This window comes from Bacillus cereus group sp. BceL062 (assembly GCF_051780025.1).
GTDB lineage: Bacteria > Bacillota > Bacilli > Bacillales > Bacillaceae_G > Bacillus_A > Bacillus_A toyonensis.
In genome coordinates this window covers 190,203-214,328 of record NZ_JBPWGY010000001.1, presented here as the reverse complement: position 1 = coordinate 214,328, position 24,126 = coordinate 190,203, and the positions used below count along the sequence as shown (strand labels likewise).

Here is a 24,126-nt window from a genome sequence, read left to right as displayed (position 1 = left end):
TTCATTCCCCTCTCTTTTAAATTTATAAACTTGGAGTTTTAATAATATGAAACTGCCCCTAATTCTTCATCTTTTGCAAACATAGAAAATACCGCTTCTGAAACATCGTCGTTTAATTGCTTTAAATCTTTCGATAACTCCTTCACATCTCTAGCAATTTCACCTAATAAAGAACGGTTTATCCCCCTACTGTTATCATTCATAAAGAGATTTAACAATGAGTGACGATGACTTAATATATGTTCAGATACAATTGCAGCTACATTTGTATCAACTACAAAATCTCCTTTAAACAAATCTAGTAAATCTTGCACGTAAGAAGCTGCAACTTCTTTTGCAATTTCTAAAATTTCACTTGTAGCTAAATATACTACAACACTTCCAGCTAAAAAATTTATAGCAGTATTAAATACAGACTCTAATACTTCTAAAACTTTTTCCTTACATTTCGCTAAAGTTGTTTCAATCCATTCTACAGCGATATCTACCGCTCCTTTTATTTCAACTGTAACCATTATACTAAATTGGATTGCTTCTGCTGTAATTTGAGATTTTAGTCTTTCATACTTTGTATTTAATCTTGAAAAACCTTCTTGAACTTTTTCTCTTAGCTTTTCAAGCTCCTTGCTGCCTTGTACAATGTCCGAGCAACCTAATATTCCACCTATAATACTAGAAATTGGCGTTGCATTTAGTATCAAATTAATTGCAGTTCCAGCTACCTTTTCTTCTTCTATAGAAACTTTTCTATGAAATACATCATGTATAGTTCCTGTGTATATAGCCCCAGCAGATTGAGAAAACTCCATAAACCCTGGGATAATATCCCACCCCGTATCGTTATCACTTGCTAGTTTATCAATCCATATTAGATGTCCATTCTCATCATAATCCTTTACTGTAAAAGCATATGAGTGTCCTGCTTGATTCGGAATTTTATACATTCTTCCCGGAAGTGTGAAGTCTGCTGCCTTTATCCCAATATGTAGTGGATCATTCTGATTAATGATATTCCGAACATTTTTCATATCAAACCCATTACCAAATTTATCAACATCTCGGTTTAATACAGGCGCTGGATTTAATGTTAATGTTTCAATATTATCTTCTTGGTGTCTTAACGATACAGTATTAGCTATACCACCACCTAATGAATGCCCTGTTACACTAATTTTGGCAGAAGGGTTATCATGTTTAACCTTCAAATAAAATTCTTCTCCTTGATCATACTGTCTAACTGTAAAATCGTGTTCCAAATTACCTAACATTATTTTATTTGCACCTGTTATATTATGTCCCCCAATTTCACCATCTGTTATTGCATCCGTTGCATCTTCCGTTCCTACATATGTTATTACAATTTCTCCTGTAGACCTATCTTTAAAAGCGTATGCAGCAAATCCTGTATTTTCATCAACTTTATCATCTATAAAATCTGCGTTAAATTTATCCTGTAATGTCTTTTTATTTTTTTGACTTAGTTGGTTATACGGTTCTTTACCAGCTTTAAAGTCATAAATATCCTTTCCAGCTAGCTCCAATTTCCCCCAATCAGAATTTATCTCTCTTACCTCTATATCCTCTATTATTTCTTTATCTTGCTTCACATCCTTACTCATATTACTCACTCCTAATTACTTATTATTTTTATCCTGTGCTCTGTAATCTATATATTTTTTTTTTGCATCTTGATTATTACCTTTTTGACTATCAAAATATGTGTGTATTTGTGATATATATTCTACTAACTTACCTTCATCATTTCGCTTCTTATAATTTATTACAATACTTACCTCCAATATCTGCTCTGAACCATCTTTAGAATCTATATGCAGTACAATCGATCCACCATCATATTCATCATATTGTATTTTCAACTTATCATTAACAATACTCTGAAACTCTGATTCATTTAGTTTATATCCAACTGTACTAGGTTGATCAAACTTTTTTATATCATCTCCGGGCTTCATCTTTAGTTTCCCTATTCCTTTTAAACGATCAACAATTAAGTTTACGTATGAAACATCCAGATTTGAATCCGGACTTTTCACCTGTCCATTTTTATACATAATATTGGTACGATAAACACCTTCTTTTTTATTATCTTTGCTGTCTACTGCTGAAGTAACCGCTTGTGTTGTACTTCCATATAAACTTTTATCTTTCGTATTATATATCCCTTCCGAAGTTTGATAGATTGTTTTTCTATGCTCTCCATCTTCCTTTTGTTCATATGTACTATATATACCTCTTTGTTTCACATACGCATACCCATCATTACTCGCAGACATAACAGTCTTCATGTCCCCTTCATCCAACGCCTTTACTAATCTCTCATACTCTATCTTTGTCTCTCCAAAACCACATCCACTTAATAAACTTGCCACTATTGACACGACTATCATCACCTTAGCTTTCTTCTTTAATTTCATACTGTCACCTCGTTAGTTACTCTAGGCATTTTTAGTTTCATTATGTTCCCTTTTTGGTAGTAATACACTTCATCTTTACCTAATGGCGCTTCGTTGCTTATATATTTTATGTTGAAGATACTTTGATCATTTAATGGCATTGCGATAATTGCTGCTGTTAGTTTACTTCTCATTTTCATAGGTAGAGATTCACGATTTCGGTCCATGTAGTCGTGGTGACCTGCTAATACAAAGTAAATACCTACTGTACGAGATAGATCAATTAAAGTTGCTGCATCCTCCATTTCTAAATAAACAAATTTGCTAAACTCTTCAACATTTGTCATGATAATGAGTTGTTTTGTGAATGCAGGAATTTCTTTACCTTCTTGTCTTGCTTGCGCTAATTCAAGAGCTCGTTCTCGAATTACTTCCATCCAATACTTCGCATGCATATTGATTTCATTTTCGTCTACAATGTAATGCGTCACATTATCTTTATATTGAACGAAACTATACTCTGCTGTATCCACTAACGTCACACCTTCAAAATAATCTTTATTCAATTGAGATAGGATGCTAGATACAATTTGTTTTCTCATACTATCATCTACACTATAAATCATTAAATGATCATTCACCGCAATATCATGAGCTACAACTTCTACATTTGCAAAATCAAGCCCCATTGGAATTCTTCCTGCTTGTAGAGCTTTTGTAACGTCTTTATTTTTACGATACGTAGCAATATCAATCACTTCTGGCATCATTGGAATTGCCTTCGGACGTTCTCCATCCCATTCTCGATCCATATCATTTGCTTCTTGTTGTAATAATTGAATTTGTTGTAGTTCATCTTCTGCTTTCGTAGGTAATGCAGCCTGGAATAATGTAGGAGATTCTAATTTTATTAACGCTCTTCCTGCTGTTTCTTCCACTTTTATATCAGATCTCCCTACAATACTAGCTACTTCACTCTGATCAATCATATATAGACAAGTTTGGATTTTAATATTATTGTACAATTGAATTCTAAGTGCGTTTTGTCGTCCTGCACTTATTAAAGTATGAATTCCTAAACTAGCACCATCTCGGACAATTTGCATAATTAGCATTTCAAAGCTCTCATAGAATTTTGCTTCTTTTACTGCATCATAATTATCGATTGCAATAATAATATGTGGTATTTCTTTCCCACTTGCCTTTTCATACATTTCAATACTCGCAACGTCATATTCACTTAATAGTCGTTTACGATTTTTCATTTCTTGAGTTAATCTTTCAACAAACTTTAAACATTTTTCTGATTCGTCAATTGTAATCGTATCCGCTACATGAGGTAATCCTTTTAAAGGTAGAAGACCATTTGTTCCAAGGTCCACTAAATACACATGCAAATGCTCCGGACTATGCTGACGAGCTACATCCATAATGACTGATTGTAAGAATGTTGATTTTCCGTAACCTGGGCTTGAGAAGACTGCTACGTGTCCGTCTTTACTAATATCTAATGTTAATGATGTTTGTGATTGTAATTCAGGCTGATCTAGTAGACCAACTGTTGCTTTTAATGGTTTCTTTTCTTTCGTCCATGCTTCTTTGAACTGAATAGCGTGTAAGTCTTGTAAATATACGCTTTCTGGAAGTGGTGGTAACCACGGTCTAGCTAACGCTTCAATTTCATTTACTTCTGCGTAATCATGAATGTAGTCAATAACAGCATCCAGTTCAGATGGTACGCTTATTACTTCTTTACTACTACCAAGTCCACTTAAATCTTCACTTAATATTTCATATTGTCCTAGATCATTTATTGCATAGATTGTTGCGTCTAAATGTTCTTTATCCTCTTTGTTTTCTACATAGTCTGCTCCGCTCCAAGCCGATTGGAATAGTTCATAAATTTCATTATTCCCAACTTGTAAGTAAGCACGTCCAGGTAATGTAATTTCAGCAGCATCTGGTGTTTTTAAAATTTCATTACTATCCGACGTATTTTGAACTTTTAGTGCTAGTTTGAATTTCGAGTTACTCCAAATTTGATCATCTACAACACCACTCGGTTTTTGAGTAGCTAAAATTAAATGAATTCCGAGCGAACGACCGATACGAGCTGTTGAAACTAACTCTTTCATAAATTCTGGTTGTTCTGACTTCAATTCCGCGAATTCATCACTAATTAAAAATAGATGTGGCATTGGTTCACTTACTAAGCCTTCTTTATACAGTTTTTGATACTGATTAATATGGTTGACATCATTTTCTCCAAATAATCGTTGTCTTTTTTGTAATTCGGCTTTAATTGATGCGAGCGCTCTCATACTTTGTGCTCCATCTAAGTTTGTAATTGTTCCTAATAAATGCGGTAAGTTTTTAAATAAATTCGCCATACCGCCACCTTTATAGTCAATTAGTAAAAAGGCAACTTCGTAAGGATGGAAATTGACTGCTAGAGATAAAATATACGATTGTATAATTTCCGACTTACCTGAACCGGTTGTACCTGCTATTAAGCCGTGTGGCCCGTGAGCTTTTTCATGTAAGTTTAAGTTTACGATATCTTCTTTACCACGTAATCCAAGTGGCACAGCTAAAGATTTATGTGCTGCATTTTTCTCCCAGCGCTTTGTGATATTCAGTTCTTTTATTTTTTCAACACCGTACATTTCTAAAAATGTTACGCTTTCTGGAATACTATTTTTTAAGTTTTGCAAATGATTTAACGGTGCTAGCGCTCGTGAAACATCTTCTAAATTGAAACCTTTCGGTACGTGATTTAGTTTAAATTGACGGTTAACAAGCTCTCCTTGTTCTAATATGATGTTTCCTTGCTTTGCATCTCTTATATCTATTACCGTTTTCACGTGTTCCGGTAAACTTTGCATAACATCTTGTACGAAAACAAGTGATACACCTAATTGACTCGGATCATCATTAAAGAATTCCATAACAACATGGTCTAGTATTAGTTTTTCATCTGTAATGAGAACGACATAGTGCGGTGCAAAATACATTTTTTCATTAGTTGAACTCTTTTCGTCTAGTTTTAATTTTCGTTCTTTCAATATTTGATATAAACTATTTAACACTTGATCACGACTACGATCATGATATACAAATCCACGTACATTTATATCGCGAACACTTCCATGAGGTAACCAGCGCATCCAATCCCATTTTTCTTTTTCTTCTTCAGGAAAAATAGTAATAAACTGCAAGTCATAATAACTATGGAATAGCGCCGTTTGTGCAACTAATAATTGTAATTGCTCTAACACTAAAGAGCGTTGCCCAATATAACCCACTGGTCCATTCATTAAATCTGTTACAACTGGTACATCTTCCAATGAAAGATAACGTTGTCTTAGTTCACGTGCTATATCAATTAATTCATCTTTCGTTTGACTAAATTCTTCTTCATTAAACTGAATTTCAAAACTCGTATTAGCTTGCCCTGTACCAACGCTAAATGTTAAGAAATCATGATGTTGCATTGTTTTTTCATAAATACGTGGATTTACTTGAACAGCCATATTACGTATAACCTCAACATTTGGATTATGATAATGTAATGCATGACGCTGTTTTTCACTTTCTGCATGTAAATCTTTCGTTTTTTGTTTTATATACTCTCTATAGCTTTTATCACGTTCAACGATGTCGATTTTATATTGCTTTAAATTTTTTATATAAGATGTGACAGAAACAATGATCGTTACTAATGTCATTGCAATGGATGCGATAATAAACATTCCATATTTCATAAAGATAGCAAGTAATACTGTTACGACAATCATGACAAGGGCAGGTGCAATAATTCTCGCCAAATGCTCAGTCGGTTTTGACGGCATGCTTGAAGGTTTTGCAATTGTCATTTTCTCTTCTGGTTCACGGTAAATAATACGTGGTGAACGATGATAGTCTGGATAACCACTTTGATAATTCGTTTCTGATTCTACTAAAATAGGTAACGTAGATTTCACTTTATCTTCTGAAGACAATACTTGAATATCTTCACTGCCTATCTCCACTAAAACGCCATCAAAATATAATTGGTCTCCTGCTTCTAACATAGCGCTATCTTTTAGCCTTGTATAATTATGAAATACTTCCCCGTCGTATACGTTCACTTTAAATGAATCGTGCAGCGTTTCACGAGATAGCATTATATCTACACTACTACCGGTAATAGAAATATCATCATAACTGTTTTGACTGAATGTAAGAGAATGCTTTGTTCCGATATCAAACACTTTAGTTGTGCCAACAATAGATATAAAGATTTTCAAGCTCACATCTTTCGTTTTTCCAATCTCAAATTCCTTATTGAATTCTATTAATTGATTTTGTATCATCCAAGCGTTTACTTCATTATTCCACTTTAACTCTACTTCTTGTTCTAAACTTGGATTCGTAATATCATTTGTCCACTCTTTTCCAATCGACACTATTGATTGCTCAGTTGGATGTAATGTGCACTTATATATTTTGTCTCCATAAGTCAATACTAATAGTTGCTCCATGCGTGTTCACTGCTCCTTTTCAACTGTCTCATCAAGTGCTTTCTTACTCTTTTTTCTCTGTGTCCGACAAATTTTTATCGCTGGATGTATTGCCATATTTCTTTTCATATTCATCTAATTGTTGTTCATATGTTTTTTTCTTTTGATCACGCTCTTCTCCTGACAAGTCCGGATTATTTTTCAACGCATCCATTTGTTGAAGAAGGCCGTACATAATAAGCTGCGGATCATCAAGGGTTTTAGCTAAATCTAATGATTTATCAAAATCACCTTTTCCGTTATACATCCAATAAAGTAAATACTTTTCATCACTTTTCAAACTAATGTTTTTCATAACCGCCTTCTTTTGATTTTCAGGCATTTTTTCAGCTGTAATGTATGCAAATGCTAACTCATATTTAGATGCAATTGGTAATGATTCAAATTCTTCTTCATTTAATTGCGTAATTACTTTGTCATAATCAGTTGCTATAAAATTCGCATTTGCTTCTAATAATTTATTTTGATAAGGAATTTTTATAAAAGTGAAATATATTAAAGGAGCAGCTAAAACAACTGTCGCCGCTATGAAGGAAAAAGCTAAATATTTAAATGATTTGTAGCTCTTTTTATGTACTAACTGCATATTTTTTTCTGTTTTTGTTTGTTCCTTCTCAAAGCTGTCATCAAGAAATTGCAGTAATGCATCTATACTTTCCATTTGAGAAACTGTCTGTTCAAATGTTGTTTCTTTTGCATCTTTTAGTAACCCAGCATACAAATCATCAAAATTGTGCTTTTGGGAGAATAAAGCGATAATTAGACACTTATATTGTGTTAAAAATTGCTCTTCTAACAACGGGGTTGGTGGAACAATATCTCGAATTCCTCTATGTATAATACTTGGCATTAAATTAGCATTAAAAACTATATTGTCTGGATGTAAAAAGAACGTGATTCTTTTATTTAAATATTTACGAAACTGCGCAACATTTCGAAGTAGTCTTAATTTCTCATTTCTTCCAAAACGGCTAAGATTGTCCCACTTATATAATTTTTTATCTAATTGATATAGAAACGTAAACATATCATCCGTTTCTTCTATTGTTAATGGTACAAATTCAGATGATACGCCCGTAATTATATCGAATTGACGGAAGTCTTTTATACGTGTTTGAGATTTGGTCATCTCCAATTTCCAATTTTCTTTTTCTATTTGAAATTGATAGTTCATTGCATCAATTTGAATTATTTTTTCCGTCATGTTTATCCTCTTCTCCTTTTCTTTATAACCCGTAATAACTTATTTTCAAATAAATATAAGTAAAAAAATTTTTTTATAAAACTTGTAAAATATCTCCATTTGTTATTTGGTGATCGATTAAACGATCATTATCTGTTAAAACAATTGACTTATTCTTTACTTTAATTACAAAATGTGAACCTTCATGATTATCCACATTTAGCGTATCTAATAAATTTTTCAATAAATATTTAATAGATTGATGATTCGGAATACGTAAATCATATGTATTTCCATTCCATTTACTAAAATCTACCGTTACATTAATATGCGTTTGTATCGCCATTACTTTACCTCCAACTTTTGCGAAGAACCGTATAAATACCGATGCAAATAAGTACAATGCCACCACCAAATAATAATATGATTGTTGTACCAATTGGCTTTTCGTTCATTGTTTCATTACTCGCTACTTCATCTGCACTTTTTCTCACAACGTATTCACTGCTAAACAAACTATTTTTCATATCTTTCACACTATTATTTTCTTTTTGTTTTATAAAAAGAGAATCTCGTAAAGCTTCCATATCTTTTTGTTCTTTCTTTTTCTTTTTCTGAATTTCTTCTTCTATGTCTTTGCTAAATAACTCAATTGATGCTTTATCTAATTCTGTTTCCTTATGTTCTTCTTTATTTTTTTCTTGGTCGCTTTCTTCAATTCGATCTACTTTAAACTTAATCTTCCCATCATCACCAAGATAACTGTCCGCCGCGCTCCTTATCGGTAGCGCGACAAACAGTAAAAGGATAGAGAGAAATGATAACTTAGCCACTATGCTCCATTGTTTGATCATTTACTTCTTTTTCCTCCCATTTCTTATGCCATACAAATAGATTACTAACTAACCCTATAATGGCAATTACAAACAATACGATAAAAATAACTTTCCCCGTATCTTTACCGCTAATAAAATCATTTAGAAAACTTTCTATATACTGAAGTGGTGAAAATTGACGTACCTTTCCAACTGATGACATTTGATCTACTTTACTTCCAACTGCTTCAGTTAAAAATAGGTACATACTTAAAAATACTAATAGGATAAACATCCCTACCATTTTTATTTGTCGCAATAAATATGTTGAAACCAATACAAACGCCATCATAATGATTGTGATAAACGCAATCCATAGTAAACTTTGATCCTGACCAAACTGTAAAAGACGTCCAGAAATGATACCTATACTAATTCCTTCCACAATTGATATACCGAATGCTACTACTGTAGTTGGTACATTCATATCAATTAATGAGAATTTCTCTTCAAAATGATCTAATTGCGTTCGTTTCTTTTCTTGATTCGCAATTGCGTATGCTGTAAATAGCGCAACAATAAAACAAGTTAATACGATTAAATATGGTGTAAAAGCATTACCAGCTACAATGACTCCATCATTTTGTTTCTGAACTGGACTAGATAAAAATTGATATAACATTTCATTTTGGCGATCACCAATTCGGCTATTAGCCAAAATTTTAGTAAAGTTTTTGGAGAATGTTTTATCATCGTCCATTTTCTTCGTAAAGTCATTTAATAATGAATCAGCTTTTGAAACAATTGTCGTTCCGCTGTCTTGAATTTCTTTTGCTTGTCCATTAATTTGATCAAATGTTTTATAAACATCGTCTGAAGTTGCTAAACTATGCTTCGAACTCTCGACCAATGATTGACTTTGTGACATTAATGATTTAATACCAGAATCTAACGATAAAACAGCTGTTTGCTCACCAGTATTATTTGTTGTTAGCACTTGCTGTTCTTCAACTAGCTTTAAGCTACTCTCACGCCATTTCGCTAAACCTTTTAAATATTCCCCTAAATTTTCATTCATACTAGTTGCTTGTTGCGTCGTTACATTTAATTTCTCTGCTAGTAACATTGAATTTTGATCCGCACTCGTAATGAATTGTTGATAAGAGTCTATTTTTTGCTTTAAACCTGTCATATCTTGCTTAACTTCTGCCGTAATACCTGATGAAACTAGGTTTGAAATTAAATCAATTAAGCTTTGTTTATTTAATACGTAGTACAAAGATTGTTCAGTTGCAATTGCATCTAAACTTCCCTCTTCTAGTTTAGGACCTACATCTTGCGTTCTTAAATCAATCCCATAATACATTTCGTATAAACTAATTAAACTTTGATAACTTTCAACTGTATCTACTGCTTCTTTAATTAATACATTAGATGTATTATCTGTTAATTTTTCTGTTTTTTGATGTACAACTTGATTTGTCGTACTTTCAATAACTTTTGAATTGCTACCGTTATCTGTCCCAGTGTCTGGCTTCTCTCCCGTGTCAGGTTTTCCTCCCGTGTCTGGATTTCCTCCTGTATCAGGTTTTCCTCCTGTGTCTGGATTTCCTCCTGTGTTTGGATTCCCTCCTGTATCAGGTTTTCCTCCTGTATCAGGTTTTCCTCCTGTATCAGGTTTTCCTCCTGTGTCTGGATTTCCTCCTGCATCAGGTTTTCCTCCTGCATCAGGTTTTCCTCCTGTGTCTGGATTTCCTCCTGCATCAGGTTTTCCTCCTGTATCAGGCTTTCCTCCTGCATCAGGTTTTCCTCCTGCATCAGGTTTTCCTCCTGCATCAGGCTTTACACTGTCACCATTATTACTCTGTTCTGTTTTTTGAATAATAGGCGTTTGAGCATTGTGTACTAACGGCATTATGCCATACTGTGATTTATGAACCACATTTTCCACCTTGCTATTTTCCGTTTGTGTTCCTTTATCTTCTTTGTTAGGTTTTTCTTTTTCAGGACTAGTTTCTTTTTTATGAGTCCCACTCAATTCCCACTGCCACATTACAGGAGAGAAAACATCTATATTGATGTTTGGATCTTTTAACTTCACATGCAAGCTAATCTTTATATCCCCTTCATTACGAGGAGCTATTGTAATTTCTCCTGCTTCGCTTTGAAGAAAATCACTTGTACGATCCTCACCATCAATATGTAAGAATCCTGTACTTCCATCTAGTTCAAATTCTTCTGGAATCTTTATCTTCAAAATTTGCGGAGATTCCATTTTAATTACTTTAGCAGTATCACTAAATGTAGTTCCATCCTTATAAAGACTATCCTTCACTTCTTTAATGGCGTTTCCTAAAGATATTTTATTTACAGAATCATAATAAAAATTATTTTCTTTATTATATTTTTTTGTAAATTGAATTACATTTTGCATTTGTAATTTCGTTGTATCTGGCAAATCACTTTGAACGATTTCTTCCATGTTTAAACTAGGTAATTTTACAATTAAATTTTCGATTTGTTTCTTTATTCGAGCGTCTGGTTGTTTCATTAATGTATTTATAAAGATCTCTTGCTTTCCATCGTTCGACATAGATTGCTTTAATTTTTTAATTACCGTCTCTTGAATATCGCTCTCTAACTTCCCTGCCAGTTCTGTATCATATTCTGACACTTGTTTTTTTACATCTGTTAAATGTTTTTGAATTGCTGAAGCATCAGCTAAAATATTTGGTTCTTTCTCTGAAAGCGTAAATTGATTTGTAATCACTTTATTAGCAGATTCTAATGCACCTAACTGCTTTAAAACATCGCCTGTATTCATTTCACTCATGTATTGATTAAATTGACTCGTAAAATTATTCGCTAACAGATTATTATCAGATTGCATTTTTTGGAAGTTATTAAACCCTTCTAAGTAAGTATTGTTAGATTTATTCCCTTCATCTAACACTTGACCGAAACCTTTTAATACATCCTGAAATCCTTTAAAACTATTAACAGAAACCCCAGTATAATCTTGCACTGTTTTAAATTGATTTGTGTAATTTGCTAAAGGACTATGTACATCTTTTTTGTACATAGTTGTTTGAACGTTTCCTTTTTCAATTATTTTCCCTATATTATCTTGTGCACCTTGCAACTTACCGATAATACTTGCAAAATAAACGTCGATGATTTGCTTATTGAAATCTTCTAAAATTGTAGACGCCGTATTCTCAGCCTCAGCTTTCAAATCGTTATTCCCAGTTGCATTTACTTTGTAGTTTAACGTTAATTTCTCTGGTAGTTCTGAATCAATCGCAACTGCTTTCCTAGAAAAATCGTTTGGTATAACAATCATCATGTTGTAATTATTATTTTTCAAACCATTTTCTGCTACTCCGCGACTAACTACGTACCATTCTTGTTTCGTATTTTTATTTACATTTTTAACAAATTGATCTCCAAACGCTATTTTATTGCCCTCAAATACAGTGCCCTGATCTTCATTTACCAACGCAACTGTCATTTTTGGTGTAGTATTCTCATTAGCTTTCTTAACATTTTGATTTAATGCTAAATAGGAGACCCCTGTTGATAGTACAAGAGCTAAAATAATAAACAACAAGATGCTCCATCTGAACTTTTTCACTACTTATCACTCCTGCGACCGCAAGTCTATTAATTGAAAGACTTCGTATCTTACTCTAGTTTTAAAGTAATTTAGCCATACAACGTATGGTTGCATGGCTAAATTATATATTTCTTTTTATCTGTCTTATTGTAGACCGAAATTACGAGAAAGATCTTCGTCATGTCTAGCAACAGCCTCTGCAGTTTTATTAAGCTGCATATTAATTTCTTGTAATAGCTGTGCGAAGTTTTGTACTTTTGGTTTTAATTGATTGAACTGTTGGTCAAAACCTTCAAAAGCACGACCTTCCCATTCTCCTCTTAATTCATTTTGTAAGTTTTGTAGCTGACGTAAAATGTCCTCAATTTGATTTGCACCTTGTCCATATCGAGTCGCTTTTGATTTAAGCTCCTCTGGTGACATACGAATTTGCCCTGCCATTATTAAATCCCCCTTAAAATTTAAAAATAGTAAAATTAACCAATAATCAATTCTACAAATTGATTATATCAATAATTTAAAAATTTCTAAACAAAAAAATGATATTTTTCCAAAATTTATCTTTTACTATAATAACGATATATTGTATAATATAAATTTCGTTATTTTTTAAGAAACTACTATTACTTTAAAATAGAAATCAATTAAACAAATTCTACAAATGTTATTCTTAACAATAGAAAAACAGATTTCCTAAAATGAATGCGTAAATTTTCCATTAAAAAGTTTGATTAAAACTCTATTGGAATTCTTTAATTAAAAGAAATACAGCCTCGCAATTTTTCTCACTTCAAAGTCATAATTACCTGTCTTTCAACAAACCCAAGTTCTTCGTACATCTCTTTCGCAAAATTCCCAGCAAATACATTTAATCGAATTTCTGAATATTTCTCCTTCAATTCCTTAATACCGGCCTCCATCAGTTCTCGTGATATTCCTCTCCCTCGATACTCTGGAAAAACGTATAGCTCATATATAAATCCAATTTTTTCACGAGAAAAATAGTCGGTATTTTCCCCTATTAATATCCACCCTAATATTTTATTTTCTTCTTTAATGACTAAATAACATGCCCCCTTTTCTACTATTGGTTTTGTAATTTCAATCGCTTCCTCTGTACTTAATTGGCAATTCCCTCTCGTCCCTTCAAAAAGCGATTGGGCTGCATATTTTAATATTTTACTTGTATCTTCTTGATTCGCCTTTATTATCATTTTTCACAACCCCCATCCTTAATAGGCATTACTATCGATTGTTCAAGATTCTCCGCTTCCATAATAATTGCCAGTAATCCATGTTCTGTACTCGTCTCATGAAACTCTCCTTTCTCCCAAAACACAGCTTGTCCAGCTCTTATCTTTACTTTTTCTTTATCTGCCCCACACACATATCCTTCTCCGTCCATAATAAGAAGCAGTTGTGATACAACTGCTTCATGATATCCAATTATTCCATTCTCTTGTAAATGCATAGCACCGATATGTACATTCCCTTGGTGGTTTACTATTTTCGACATTATGAAATTAGATTGAAATACTGATATGCGCTTTCCCGCTTTTTCACTAAAATCAAAAATCTTCACTTCTAGTCCTCCTTATATGTATAAAACCATCCTTACTGTCTGCATCAAATGTCCTTCAAAGTCTTCTTCAAATTGCTCTAATTCAGCAAAACCTTTCGCTTCATAAAAACGTTTACCTTTTTCATTTGCTGCTTCTACATGTATGTACAGTTTCCGGATCCCTTTTAACGCCTTAATCCCTCTTTGTAATAAAGCACTTCCTATTCCTTTCCCTTGCTGATCTGGTAACAAATAAATCGCACCTAATTCTGCTTCGTTTTGCAATCTAACTGGTGAAAAATTAGCAAATCCTATTACTTCTCCCTCTTCCTCCGCAACGAATAAATGTGTATTTTTAAGACGATATTTCATTTTTTCATCAGAATATGCCTCGTCTAAAAAACTGTCTTGAATCTTTCTCGGAATAATGCCTTCATATGTATCATGCCAAGCTACTTTCGCTACTGTTTGTACAGCATGAATATCTTCTTGCTTCATCTCTCTAATTACATATGTCATCTCGATGTCTCCATTCTCTTTAAATTATATTCTGCTACTATACTAGAAGAAACGGCAGAACCATTTTCATAATTTACCTTAATTAATTTTAACTTTTCAATCGAAGCTGTTTTAACATCAAAATTCCCATATATATACTCCATTACGCTTAAAAACTGAGTCGAGTTCAAATGATTTGCTATCGTACAATGCGGAATCCATTTGCCCGGTACATAATATGAATTTGGATTATTATGAAAAGCTTGGAAATGATCATGATAAGAATGATGAAGTGTTAACAATTCATCGGTAAGAGTCGGCGCTAGAAAAATCGTTCCGTTTGTAGGAAAAGTTCCAACAGAAGAAAAATTCACTGCAGCCATTTTCTCTTGAATAGCTACAAACTCCTCTAATTTCTTAGTATATAAATTAACATCTAACTCCTTATAGTCCGCAAGTGTGATATGCGGTTCTACTCCAGCTAATTGATTTGACTCTATTATATTCGTTAGTTCATTTTGCAATTCTATAATCTTATTAGTAAACACACTATCAAATGTTGCAATAATAGCGTACATGCGTCCTCACCCCTTCGTTACATATATTGCTTCCCATTCTTCACGAATCATTCCCATTCGAATAGAATCATAGTATATTCCGTTATAATATCGGCATTTGCGCATTCTACCTTCTAAAGTCATTCCTATTTTCTCAGCTACTTTCATCATTCGTTCATTACCAGACCACGTCGTGAGCCCTACTCTACCAATCTCCATCTTTTCAAATAATAAATCTCGATATAATGTTAATGCTTCTGTACCGTAGCCACCATTCCAGTATGTTGGATCATAAATAACAATTCCCATCTCCAACCAACGCGTCGGTTTATGTTCCCAATAAAATCCGACTGTACCTATAATTTGACCGTTATTTTCTATAATTAAATTTGATAGAGGTTCTTCTTGTAAACGAATTAACATCTTTTCTTTATAAGGTGCGTATTCTTGCATTGAGAAAGGGAAATATGGCGCGTCCCACTTCTTCCATTCTGGATTTTCTTCTTTAAATACGAGGCTCCATAATGTTTTTATATCTGATTCTTCAATTGTACGAATTGTAACTTTGTTCCCCTTTTTTATAACGTTTTGCATAATTTCCTCCTACATTCCTCTTTATTTCATATATAATTATAATATTTTTTCAGAAAAATCAAAACAAAACTCTATAATATATTGTTTCATTTTGTTATTTGGCACTTAATATTTATGAAGAAAGTAGTCTTCTAACCTTTAATCTCACCATATTTCAGGAGGAATTTATTTTGGGAAAAGTTCAAGAGATATATCAACGATTCCAAGAAGATATGAAACGGAATCATACCGCTAAACGAAATGACTTTCAGCATTGTAAAGAATTCCTTCTGTTCACTCATATGTTATTAACTATGGAAGTATCCGAAATAAATGAAAAGTTTCGTACAAACATTTACAAAACGGAATGCCAGAAGATAAATCCTCCATAATAGCTAAAGATGATATATGTGACCGTAACGCAGTTAATAAAAAACAGGAGGTTACATCCCTCCTATTTCAGCTCAATATTTTACTTTCCTTCTTATTTATCTCAAGTAGAATCCCTTTCTCTATCCAGCCTTCTACTCCATTTTTTTTAATTAAATCATACCCTGCGCAGCTACCATCAATGAGAGAAACAATATCCCCTTTTCTAACACCTATTTGCGCACAAGAAATATCGGTTTTCACTGTGTATTCACCTGACTCACGTTGCCTAATATATTCATTTTTCACATTGAGTAATTTATTCGTTTCCTTTTGCTTGCATATTGTGTAATCTCGCCTCTTCTCCACCGGCTCTATGTAATAATACGGATATGTAACCCCTCCCTGCATTGTTGCATGAGCATTAAATTCTGCTGTTGCTTCATAAATTGGAAAATAGTCTACATATGTATAAGAAAACGTATCACCTGTTAGTTTCCTCTGAATGATAAATGCGTTTAATTGCCCTGCTTCTTTAATCGCATTCCCGCCGTCAATTGCAATAATTTTTTTCTCCTTATCAATAACTGGATTGTTAGACGGGGCTTCTTCAGAATAGTTCACAACAGGCCAATGCCCAACAACTACATACTTATTAGCTCTATGCGATTTATTAAAAAACTCTGGCATTGCTATCGCATTTTTGCGCGCTGTTTCTTTCCAATCTACTCTATCTTCCAGTCCAGCATGTACAAAAATATAATCTTCTGTTTCAATCGCTGTTGGCAGCTTATTTAGCCAATTTATTTCTTTTGAAAAGTGACTTAACAGTACTTCCTTCACTTCCTGAATTGAAGTATCTTCCTGAATAGAAAAATGTAATTGTTCTAACCATTCATTAAAAATCGAATGCTTTCTCGTACATAAATAATTAATGAGACCTGGATTTTCATTTAGAAGAGCATCAACTAAAACTTCACAATTCCCTTCAACAACGTGAACATTTAAATTACTCTCTACAAGATCCATTACATAGTCTACTACGCCGATGCTATCGCTTCCTTTCTCACAAAGGTCTCCATTAATAATTAAATAATCTTCATTCTTAAAGTTAACTTTATGTAGTAATTCTTTTAAAAGGTTCAATTCTCCATGAATATCAGATATTATGATAACTCTAGCATTATTAGGGATAGATAGTTTCTTTATTTTCTCCAAGTATAAACGCTCCAATCATTTTCTTTATTTATACAAAATAAATTATAAACCTTTCTAAATGAAATAGGTTCTATAATATGTCATATAGAACCTATCTTTCTTTATAATTTTTTATAAAAAGAATAACTTACCTTATCATACCCTTCCCTTTCATAAAAACGATGAGCATCAATTCTAGGAAACGCTGATGTTAAGTCGATAGACTCACATCCATTTTCCTTTCCCCAGTTCTCTATATAAGAAAGTAATACATTCCCATATCCTTTTGAACGATGTGCTTCTGCTGTTACAAGGTCATATACGAAAACGTGCTTCTTATTATAAAAGTTCGTACAAATTGCTACACCGGCAAGGCCAACAACTTCATCATCTTCATTACGTAACGAAAATAGTTTATAATTTTCTTCTTTCATTTTTCTAAATAAAAAGCCTGCTTCCTCTTCGGAAAGCTGTGTTCGTAATTGCTGTAAAACAGGTAATACTTCATGTAATTGTGCTTCTGTTACTACTTCTTTAACATTCATTTGAACTCTCCCCTAACAATTTGTATAATTTTCTAAATGTTATATCATTATTATAGGGAGTATCTGCCCTTCACTTAAGTGACAGTTTAATTATTTTTTATAAGGCCAGTTTTAAAGGAGAGTTCTTACTATGGATTTTACTATCCCATTGCAATTAGAAAGCAATACACCTATTTACTTACAAATTTACGAATTTATAAAATATGAAATTATACAGGGAACTATTTCTGTTGGTACACGTCTTCCCTCACATAGAATCTTAGCGTCACAACTTAATATTAGCCGCATTACTGTTGAATCAGCTTATCAACAATTATTAGCTGAAGGTTATGTAGAAAGTAAACCGAAGCGTGGTATTTTTGTTGCAAATGTCGATATTGACGTTATCCCGAATAAAAAATTAAATATGGCAAAGGAAAAGAGCAATTTAATAGAAGATCCGTTTGAATATGATTGTAGCCAAGGTCTTATTGATCAAACTGCTTTTCCGATTACAAACTGGAAAAGAGCGTTACAAGAAGCAATACTAAAGTACGAAAATGCGTTATTTGCTAAAGAAGACCCACAAGGTGAGTTCGTTCTTCGAGAACATATTTCAACATATTTATATCATGCGCGCGGTGTATATTCTTCACCTGATCAAATTGTGATTGGTGCCGGAACACAGCCACTTCTTTGGCTACTAATTCAACTGCTTGGTCCTACAAAAGAGTACGGCATTGAAAACCCTGGATTTCACCGTATACATGCAATTGTTAAAAGCTGCAATCAACAAATTCATCCCATTCCATTAGACGAAAAAGGGATTCATATTTCTAACTTATACAATACAAATTCCAATGTCGCATACGTTACGCCATCACATCAATTTCCGCTTGGAATGATTATGCCTTTATCTAGAAGATTGGAATTGTTAAAATGGGCCAATGATCGCGATGGATATATTATTGAAGATGACTATGATGGGGAGTTCCGTTACGCAGGTAAACCAATTCCGTCTTTACAAAGTCTTGACTCAAATGAACGTGTTATTTATATGGGGACTTTCTCAAAATCTTTTTTACCTTCTTTACGAATGGGATATGTTGTTTTACCACCGCATCTTTTAAAAACGTATGAAGCGTTGCAAGGTATTTTTAAACAAACAGTCTCTACTACACAACAACTTGCTTTCGCTAATTTTATACAAAGTGGAAATTGGGAACGTCATATTAACCGCAGTCGTACGTTGTATAAAAGAAAACATCATACATTAGTAAAATTCATTGTGAAAGAAATGGGTACTAATGTTCAAATTCTTGGTGAACAATCAGGTCTTCATATTGTTCTACGTACCCATAACAATATGAATGAACAAGAACTTATTGAATCAGCTAAGAAACAAAGTATTAAGTTATATCCACTTTCTCCCTATGATTTTGTAAATGATTTACGCAAAGAATCTTACGTATTACTCGGTTTCGGTAGTATTCCCGAAAATAAAATTGAAACGGTAGTAAACTTATTGAATGAAGCTTGGTTTCCTAGTTAAAAGAGAATTTGCTAACGCTGAGTTTAACTCGTAATACAATAAAAATTCAACAAAACAAAAAAGAAGATTGTCCAAAATAGCTTTTTGGACAATCTTCTTTTAGTTAATCACCTGATCGAGCGGTCCTTCCCGGACGCTTAACACCAGTTGTTTCTGTTGAATAAGAAGCTTCAATTATAGCAGTTGGATCTACAGAGAGAACGAGATCTTTCATTTTCGGATAAATGAAACGGTTTGTAATACAATAAATGATTCTCTTATGCTCTCCTAAAAAACCACCTTCTCCATGTAGATACGTAACGGATAATTGCAATTCTTTCATAAGTAGATCGCCTATTTCTTTATTCTTACCAGAAATAATCATGACGCTCTTTCCTTGATTAATGCCATCTAATATGAAATCAATCATCTTCGTAACAATATAGAAAATTGCTAATGAGAACATCGCTTGTTCGATTGAAAATAAAATGGCCACAAAAATGAAAATAACTGCATTTACAGCAAGTAAAAATGTGCTAATCGGTACCTTAAAGTGTTTGTTCATCCAAACTGCTAACATTTCTGAGCCATCTATTGCTCCGCCCATTTTCACTACAATCCCTACACCAATTCCAAACAGTACGCCACCATAAAGTACAATTAATAGTTCAGAAGTTGTAATCGCTGGAAATGGTTTTAAATAAATCAATCCGAGTGTTGTAACAACATTCGCATACGATGTACGTATAAAAAACTTCTTCCCCATTACTTTTGCAGTAAATAGTAAAATAGGAATATTAAGTCCTAAAAACACGCCATACAGCGGTAATCCTGCAACTTTATTTGCCATAATAGCAATAGCCGTTACCCCGCCATCTACTAGTCCATTAGGCGCTAAAATAAGCTCTAGTGAACCCGCTACAATAATGGAGCCAATTGTTAATAATACGTATTCAAATACTCTCTTCATTCATTACCCCCAAAACTTATATATTTTCTTAGTATTATTTTAACGTAATCTTACTACTAATACAAAGATATCAGTTTATATACACAGAAGTTTCACCTTTACAGTGATTTTTATGTAATTGATTTAAAGCCTAATAGAAGAAACACACTTACATATTACAATAAGTGTGTTTTAAGCGTTTATTCTGCTATTCGCGAGCAGTAGACTCCCGTTTCAAATTTCAAGCTGAAACAAAGAGTCGGCTACCCAAAAACGCCCGATTCGTGTGAGCTAACAATCAGTTGTAGATGAACAAAGTCCACACTGATTAAAGTTTCACTTTATTTAAGCTTTAAATATGAATTCATTTTCATTTTAAATATTTCATCAACTGCTCTCTCATACCCACCACTATTTCGAAGTGACTTTCCAACTTTACGACTATTTTCCTTAAACGTTACATCATCCATTACTTCCTTTACAGTCTCACGTAACAATTCAGAAGTTAATTCTTTACGATTAAGCCTTATTCCAGCCCCTACTTCAGTCACTCGTTTCGCAACTAAAGGCTGATCTCCTGTTACCGGAATTACAACTAACGGAACACCGTAATATAGCGCTTCACTCGAGCTGTTCATACCACCATGTGTCACGAATACATCAGCACACTGTAATACTTCTAATTGCGGCACATAATTATACAACTTAAAGTTATTCGGAATATTTTCAAATTGACTTATATTTATTTTCTTACCAACAACTAATATGACTTTCGCTTCTACATCTTTAAACGCTTCAAAACATTTTTCATACAGGGCAGGTTGTTCATTAAAAACTGTTCCCATAGAAATAAAAATCACTTTTTCATCTTTTAAATCTTTAATAGGAAAACTGTTCACTTCTTTTCGAGTAGCAATTGATGGACCGACAAATTTATACGATTCATCAAATACATCCGAATGTGGCTGATATTCTTTTGAAGTGTATACAATCGTAATATCGCCAGGATGATTCATAATATCATACAAACTTTTACATTTCATTCCATACTGCTCTTTCCATCTTTCCATTCCCACTACACAAGATTGGTATAATGGATTGGTCTCATCTATTGGGCTCGATTCTTGCTCATCATTAAAAGTAATGTACTGATTAAAAGCAAAGGTTGTACAAGAAGAAACGCTTCGCAACTGTAGAATATTCGCTATAATACGTCCAACCGGAAAATGATTATCGTATATTAAGTAATCGTACTTTTCTCCTTTTGTTTCTTCTACAATTTTAGTAACAATACGTTCTGATGCTTCAATCATATGGGACAGCATCGTCAAAGGACTACCACCCTCATTAACTCGTTCCATAATATTAATTTGCGAAAGAAAATTCTCAAATGATCGAAATTCAGCGCCTGTTGCTTCAACCTTGTTTTTGTAATCTTCAATACAATATGATACAACTGTTTCCCCACGTCGAATTAACTCATTAACAACTGCTATCGTCGGATTAATATGACCTTCTCCAGGGAAATTTATTACGAGTACGTTCGCCATACCATTCTCTCCTTTCGATTCAACACACATTAATTAATACTTAATCATGTTAATTAATTTAAATCTATTATATAGGAATCTATTCTCCTTCTTCCTATCTTTCTCTTCATTTTATTATTGAGAAATATTGTCTAAAGCCCGCACTATTACGAGTACAGAACCTTATAAATAGACACTTCATTCCCCTTTTACTTTTCATATCTCGTATCATACGAACTTTACATTCGAGCATTTTTCACGTTTATCATTCGAAAACATTATTTTGATAATTCATACAAAACTAGAAAAATATAATTTCCATGCTGATTTCTCACTATAAATTTATGGATGCTCTATATTGTCCCTATCATGATCCACGGGGTACATATTCTGTTATATAATAAATTTATAGAATTTACAGAAAAAAATGAGGGAATTTCATGTTACAACAACTATTCACTTCACCTATTCTATCCATCCGAGCTTTACATCCAGGCTATGAAGATCATGCAAGTGACGTTTTTCTCATTCAAACAGCAGATGCAGAAGTTATCGTTCGTTCTTCTAAAATGAATGAAGAGCCAAATAATGATTTTTGGTGGGGATGCAAAAATCTCTTTGGAATTGATCCAAGGAACGTACATCATTTAGAAACGGTACATGCATTGCTGCAAAAACATACAAATCTTCCTATCCCAAAAATTTTAGAAAAACATATTTTAGATGGCCGAGAATTCATTGTGGCTGAAAAATTAGTAGGTAATACAGTTCAATCTTTTATTGGGCAACCAGATTCTATTTTATTCAGCCTAGGAAAAGGACTAGCACAAATACATAAGTATACAGCCCATTTCGTAGGAAATCCGTCACGTACACTCCAAGTTCCACTAGCGGAATTCCAGCCACACATTTTAAAAGTGAGTAAAGAACTTGTGAATAGGTTTTATTTCGATAACGAGAGCATATATAACGCATTTCATACTTTTGAGTCACAACTTTCTACCTTACCAATCCCAAAGGAATCTACACTCGTCTTAATTGATATGGATCCTACTCAGTTTTTATCAGATGGTATAACTATTACTGGTTTAGTAGATACAGAAGCTTATGCAGTTGCCCCGCGAGAGTTTGATTTTATCGGATTAGAATATGTACTTTCAGAAAAAGAGGCTCATGCCTTTAAAAGTGGTTACGAAACAATTATGCCTATTCCTCATCTTGAGGAATGTAGACAGCCTTATCGTTATTTGTACCGACTGTTATCTGTTCAAGGTAGTGTGGAATTAAAGAAATGGTTAAGTTACCCATCCTATTTTTAAAAACGATTGCGAGGGATTATGAAATGAACATTGAAAAAAAGACATCTTTAACAGCAAACGAAATTCAGCAAATGAAAGATTTAGCTCATATTTGCGGACAATACGATCAAATTGATTACTCATCAGATTTACATGTTAACTTTTTAACTGCTCGTAATAAAAAAGAAATCAATGATTTTCTATTTTTTGATGATACCCAATTAATTGGTGCATTAAGTATGTACGACTTTGAAAGACCGACTAAACTGGAGTTAATAGGATTTGTGCACCCAAACTATAGAAAACAACATATAGGCACTGCCCTTTTACAAACTGCCATGAACGAAATACAAAAAAGAGACATAGACGAAGCTCTTCTCATCATTAATGGAGATTCCTCATCTGGGAAAGCATTTGCAAATCAAATGAAATTACCTTATCTATACAGCGAGTATAATATGACGTGTAAATCAAATAAAAAACGAGAAACAACGAAGAATACTATTAAACTTTCCATCGCATCTTCAGAATTACTTCCTGATCTCATAGAAATCTCTAGTAAAGCTTTCGGGGATTCTGTAGCAAATACATCCACATGGTTACAAAAAATGATGAAGTCACCTTCTCATCAAGTTTACGTTGCTCTTATGAATGAAAAATCAATTGGAACGATTACAGTTACTCACCAAGAGCGATCTACTACACTTTCAGGCTTCGCAGTCCATCCTTCTTATCAAGGTAAAGGATATGGTAAAGATATTCTAAGTTATATGGTACATACACTCATTACAGAAGGAGTTTCAACGATTGAATTAGACGTTGAAACGAAAAATAACAATGCTTTACAGTTATATACACATTGTGGATTTGAAATTATAATGAAGCATAATTATTATGACTTGTTCAAAAAACATCAATAGCCCAATTTTCATTTACGAAAAGTAAAGAAA

Annotated in this window: 20 protein-coding genes and 2 pseudogenes; 4 read left to right on the top strand and 18 right to left on the bottom strand. The window is 33.2% G+C overall.

Going from position 1 to position 24,126, the window contains the following annotated elements:
• Positions 1 to 38: 38 nt before the first annotated feature.
• From ACS2MN_RS01070 to ACS2MN_RS01005, 14 genes and pseudogenes are all read right to left on the bottom strand, one after another.
• Entirely contained in the window at positions 39 to 1,619 is a 1,581-nt protein-coding gene (locus tag ACS2MN_RS01070; RefSeq protein ID WP_000031240.1) for a lipase family protein, read from the bottom strand.
• 15 nt (positions 1,620 to 1,634) lie between these two features.
• Positions 1,635 to 2,435 carry a DUF3952 domain-containing protein gene (locus ACS2MN_RS01065; protein ID WP_346994288.1) on the bottom strand — a complete coding sequence of 267 codons (801 nt, stop codon included), beginning with the start codon at positions 2,433 to 2,435 and terminating at the stop codon, positions 1,635 to 1,637.
• A pseudogene (gene essC / locus ACS2MN_RS01060) lies at positions 2,432 to 6,661 on the bottom strand (type VII secretion protein EssC); the annotation flags it as partial. The pseudogene essC and the gene ACS2MN_RS01065, both read right to left, overlap by 4 nt.
• A pseudogene (locus ACS2MN_RS01055) lies at positions 6,659 to 6,937 on the bottom strand (FtsK/SpoIIIE N-terminal domain-containing protein); the annotation flags it as partial. The pseudogenes ACS2MN_RS01055 and essC, both read right to left, overlap by 3 nt.
• Positions 6,938 to 6,980: 43 nt before the next feature.
• Positions 6,981 to 8,180, bottom strand: coding sequence for a type VII secretion protein EssB (gene essB, locus ACS2MN_RS01050; protein ID WP_198129693.1), 1,200 nt, complete (start codon positions 8,178 to 8,180; stop codon positions 6,981 to 6,983).
• A 73-nt stretch (positions 8,181 to 8,253) separates the two neighbouring features.
• Complete coding sequence (locus ACS2MN_RS01045; RefSeq protein ID WP_001007574.1) at positions 8,254 to 8,505, bottom strand: EsaB/YukD family protein; 252 nt, start codon at positions 8,503 to 8,505, stop codon at positions 8,254 to 8,256.
• Between the two features lie 4 nt (positions 8,506 to 8,509).
• Positions 8,510 to 9,013: a type VII secretion protein EssA gene (gene essA, locus ACS2MN_RS01040; RefSeq protein WP_000595649.1), complete on the bottom strand. Its 504-nt coding sequence runs from the start codon at positions 9,011 to 9,013 to the stop codon at positions 8,510 to 8,512.
• Positions 8,985 to 12,608: a type VII secretion protein EsaA gene (gene esaA / locus ACS2MN_RS01035; protein ID WP_198129694.1), complete on the bottom strand. Its 3,624-nt coding sequence runs from the start codon at positions 12,606 to 12,608 to the stop codon at positions 8,985 to 8,987. The genes essA and esaA overlap by 29 nt, the downstream gene beginning before the upstream one ends.
• Before the next feature lie 126 nt (positions 12,609 to 12,734).
• Positions 12,735 to 13,031, bottom strand: a complete 297-nt coding sequence (locus tag ACS2MN_RS01030) for a WXG100 family type VII secretion target (RefSeq protein ID WP_000918601.1) — start codon at positions 13,029 to 13,031, stop codon at positions 12,735 to 12,737.
• A gap of 344 nt (positions 13,032 to 13,375) precedes the next feature.
• Entirely contained in the window at positions 13,376 to 13,804 is a 429-nt protein-coding gene (locus ACS2MN_RS01025) for a GNAT family N-acetyltransferase (RefSeq protein ID WP_000584249.1), read from the bottom strand.
• Positions 13,801 to 14,172: a cupin gene (locus ACS2MN_RS01020; protein WP_000688064.1), complete on the bottom strand. Its 372-nt coding sequence runs from the start codon at positions 14,170 to 14,172 to the stop codon at positions 13,801 to 13,803. The genes ACS2MN_RS01025 and ACS2MN_RS01020 overlap by 4 nt, the downstream gene beginning before the upstream one ends.
• A 12-nt stretch (positions 14,173 to 14,184) precedes the next feature.
• Positions 14,185 to 14,670: a GNAT family N-acetyltransferase gene (locus tag ACS2MN_RS01015; RefSeq protein ID WP_000222834.1), complete on the bottom strand. Its 486-nt coding sequence runs from the start codon at positions 14,668 to 14,670 to the stop codon at positions 14,185 to 14,187.
• Positions 14,667 to 15,227 carry a 2'-5' RNA ligase family protein gene (locus ACS2MN_RS01010; protein ID WP_000270903.1) on the bottom strand — a complete coding sequence of 187 codons (561 nt, stop codon included), beginning with the start codon at positions 15,225 to 15,227 and terminating at the stop codon, positions 14,667 to 14,669. The genes ACS2MN_RS01015 and ACS2MN_RS01010 overlap by 4 nt, the downstream gene beginning before the upstream one ends.
• A 6-nt stretch (positions 15,228 to 15,233) precedes the next feature.
• Complete coding sequence (locus tag ACS2MN_RS01005) at positions 15,234 to 15,800, bottom strand: GNAT family N-acetyltransferase (protein ID WP_001181777.1); 567 nt, start codon at positions 15,798 to 15,800, stop codon at positions 15,234 to 15,236.
• A 170-nt stretch (positions 15,801 to 15,970) separates the two neighbouring features.
• On the opposite strand from ACS2MN_RS01005, the gene ACS2MN_RS01000 reads away from it, so the two are divergent.
• On the top strand, positions 15,971 to 16,171 hold the full coding sequence (locus ACS2MN_RS01000; protein ID WP_000521185.1) for a hypothetical protein: 201 nt from the start codon (positions 15,971 to 15,973) through the stop codon (positions 16,169 to 16,171).
• A gap of 67 nt (positions 16,172 to 16,238) precedes the next feature.
• On the opposite strand, the gene ACS2MN_RS00995 is transcribed toward ACS2MN_RS01000, so the two are convergent.
• Together ACS2MN_RS00995 and ACS2MN_RS00990 are read right to left on the bottom strand one after the other, a co-directional pair.
• Positions 16,239 to 17,366: a metallophosphoesterase gene (locus ACS2MN_RS00995; RefSeq protein WP_200203939.1), complete on the bottom strand. Its 1,128-nt coding sequence runs from the start codon at positions 17,364 to 17,366 to the stop codon at positions 16,239 to 16,241.
• A 101-nt stretch (positions 17,367 to 17,467) separates the two neighbouring features.
• Positions 17,468 to 17,890: a GNAT family N-acetyltransferase gene (locus ACS2MN_RS00990; RefSeq protein ID WP_001101106.1), complete on the bottom strand. Its 423-nt coding sequence runs from the start codon at positions 17,888 to 17,890 to the stop codon at positions 17,468 to 17,470.
• Between the two features lie 130 nt (positions 17,891 to 18,020).
• Here ACS2MN_RS00990 and ACS2MN_RS00985 point away from each other — a divergent pair, with 130 nt between their 5' ends.
• Positions 18,021 to 19,421: a PLP-dependent aminotransferase family protein gene (locus ACS2MN_RS00985; protein ID WP_088056041.1), complete on the top strand. Its 1,401-nt coding sequence runs from the start codon at positions 18,021 to 18,023 to the stop codon at positions 19,419 to 19,421.
• A gap of 103 nt (positions 19,422 to 19,524) precedes the next feature.
• Here the strand turns inward: ACS2MN_RS00985 and ACS2MN_RS00980 are convergent, their stop codons facing one another.
• Entirely contained in the window at positions 19,525 to 20,370 is an 846-nt protein-coding gene (locus ACS2MN_RS00980; protein ID WP_000831972.1) for a YitT family protein, read from the bottom strand.
• 320 nt (positions 20,371 to 20,690) lie between these two features.
• On the bottom strand, positions 20,691 to 21,899 hold the full coding sequence (locus tag ACS2MN_RS00975) for a macrolide family glycosyltransferase (protein ID WP_088056042.1): 1,209 nt from the start codon (positions 21,897 to 21,899) through the stop codon (positions 20,691 to 20,693).
• 419 nt (positions 21,900 to 22,318) lie between these two features.
• Between ACS2MN_RS00975 and ACS2MN_RS00970 the strand changes: the two genes are divergently transcribed.
• Positions 22,319 to 23,197 (top strand): nitrate reductase, encoded by an 879-nt coding sequence (locus ACS2MN_RS00970; RefSeq protein ID WP_088056043.1) that lies wholly within the window; start codon positions 22,319 to 22,321, stop codon positions 23,195 to 23,197.
• Between the two features lie 23 nt (positions 23,198 to 23,220).
• Positions 23,221 to 24,096, top strand: a complete 876-nt coding sequence (locus ACS2MN_RS00965; protein WP_346994290.1) for a GNAT family N-acetyltransferase — start codon at positions 23,221 to 23,223, stop codon at positions 24,094 to 24,096.
• The last annotated feature ends 30 nt before the right edge of the window (positions 24,097 to 24,126 follow it).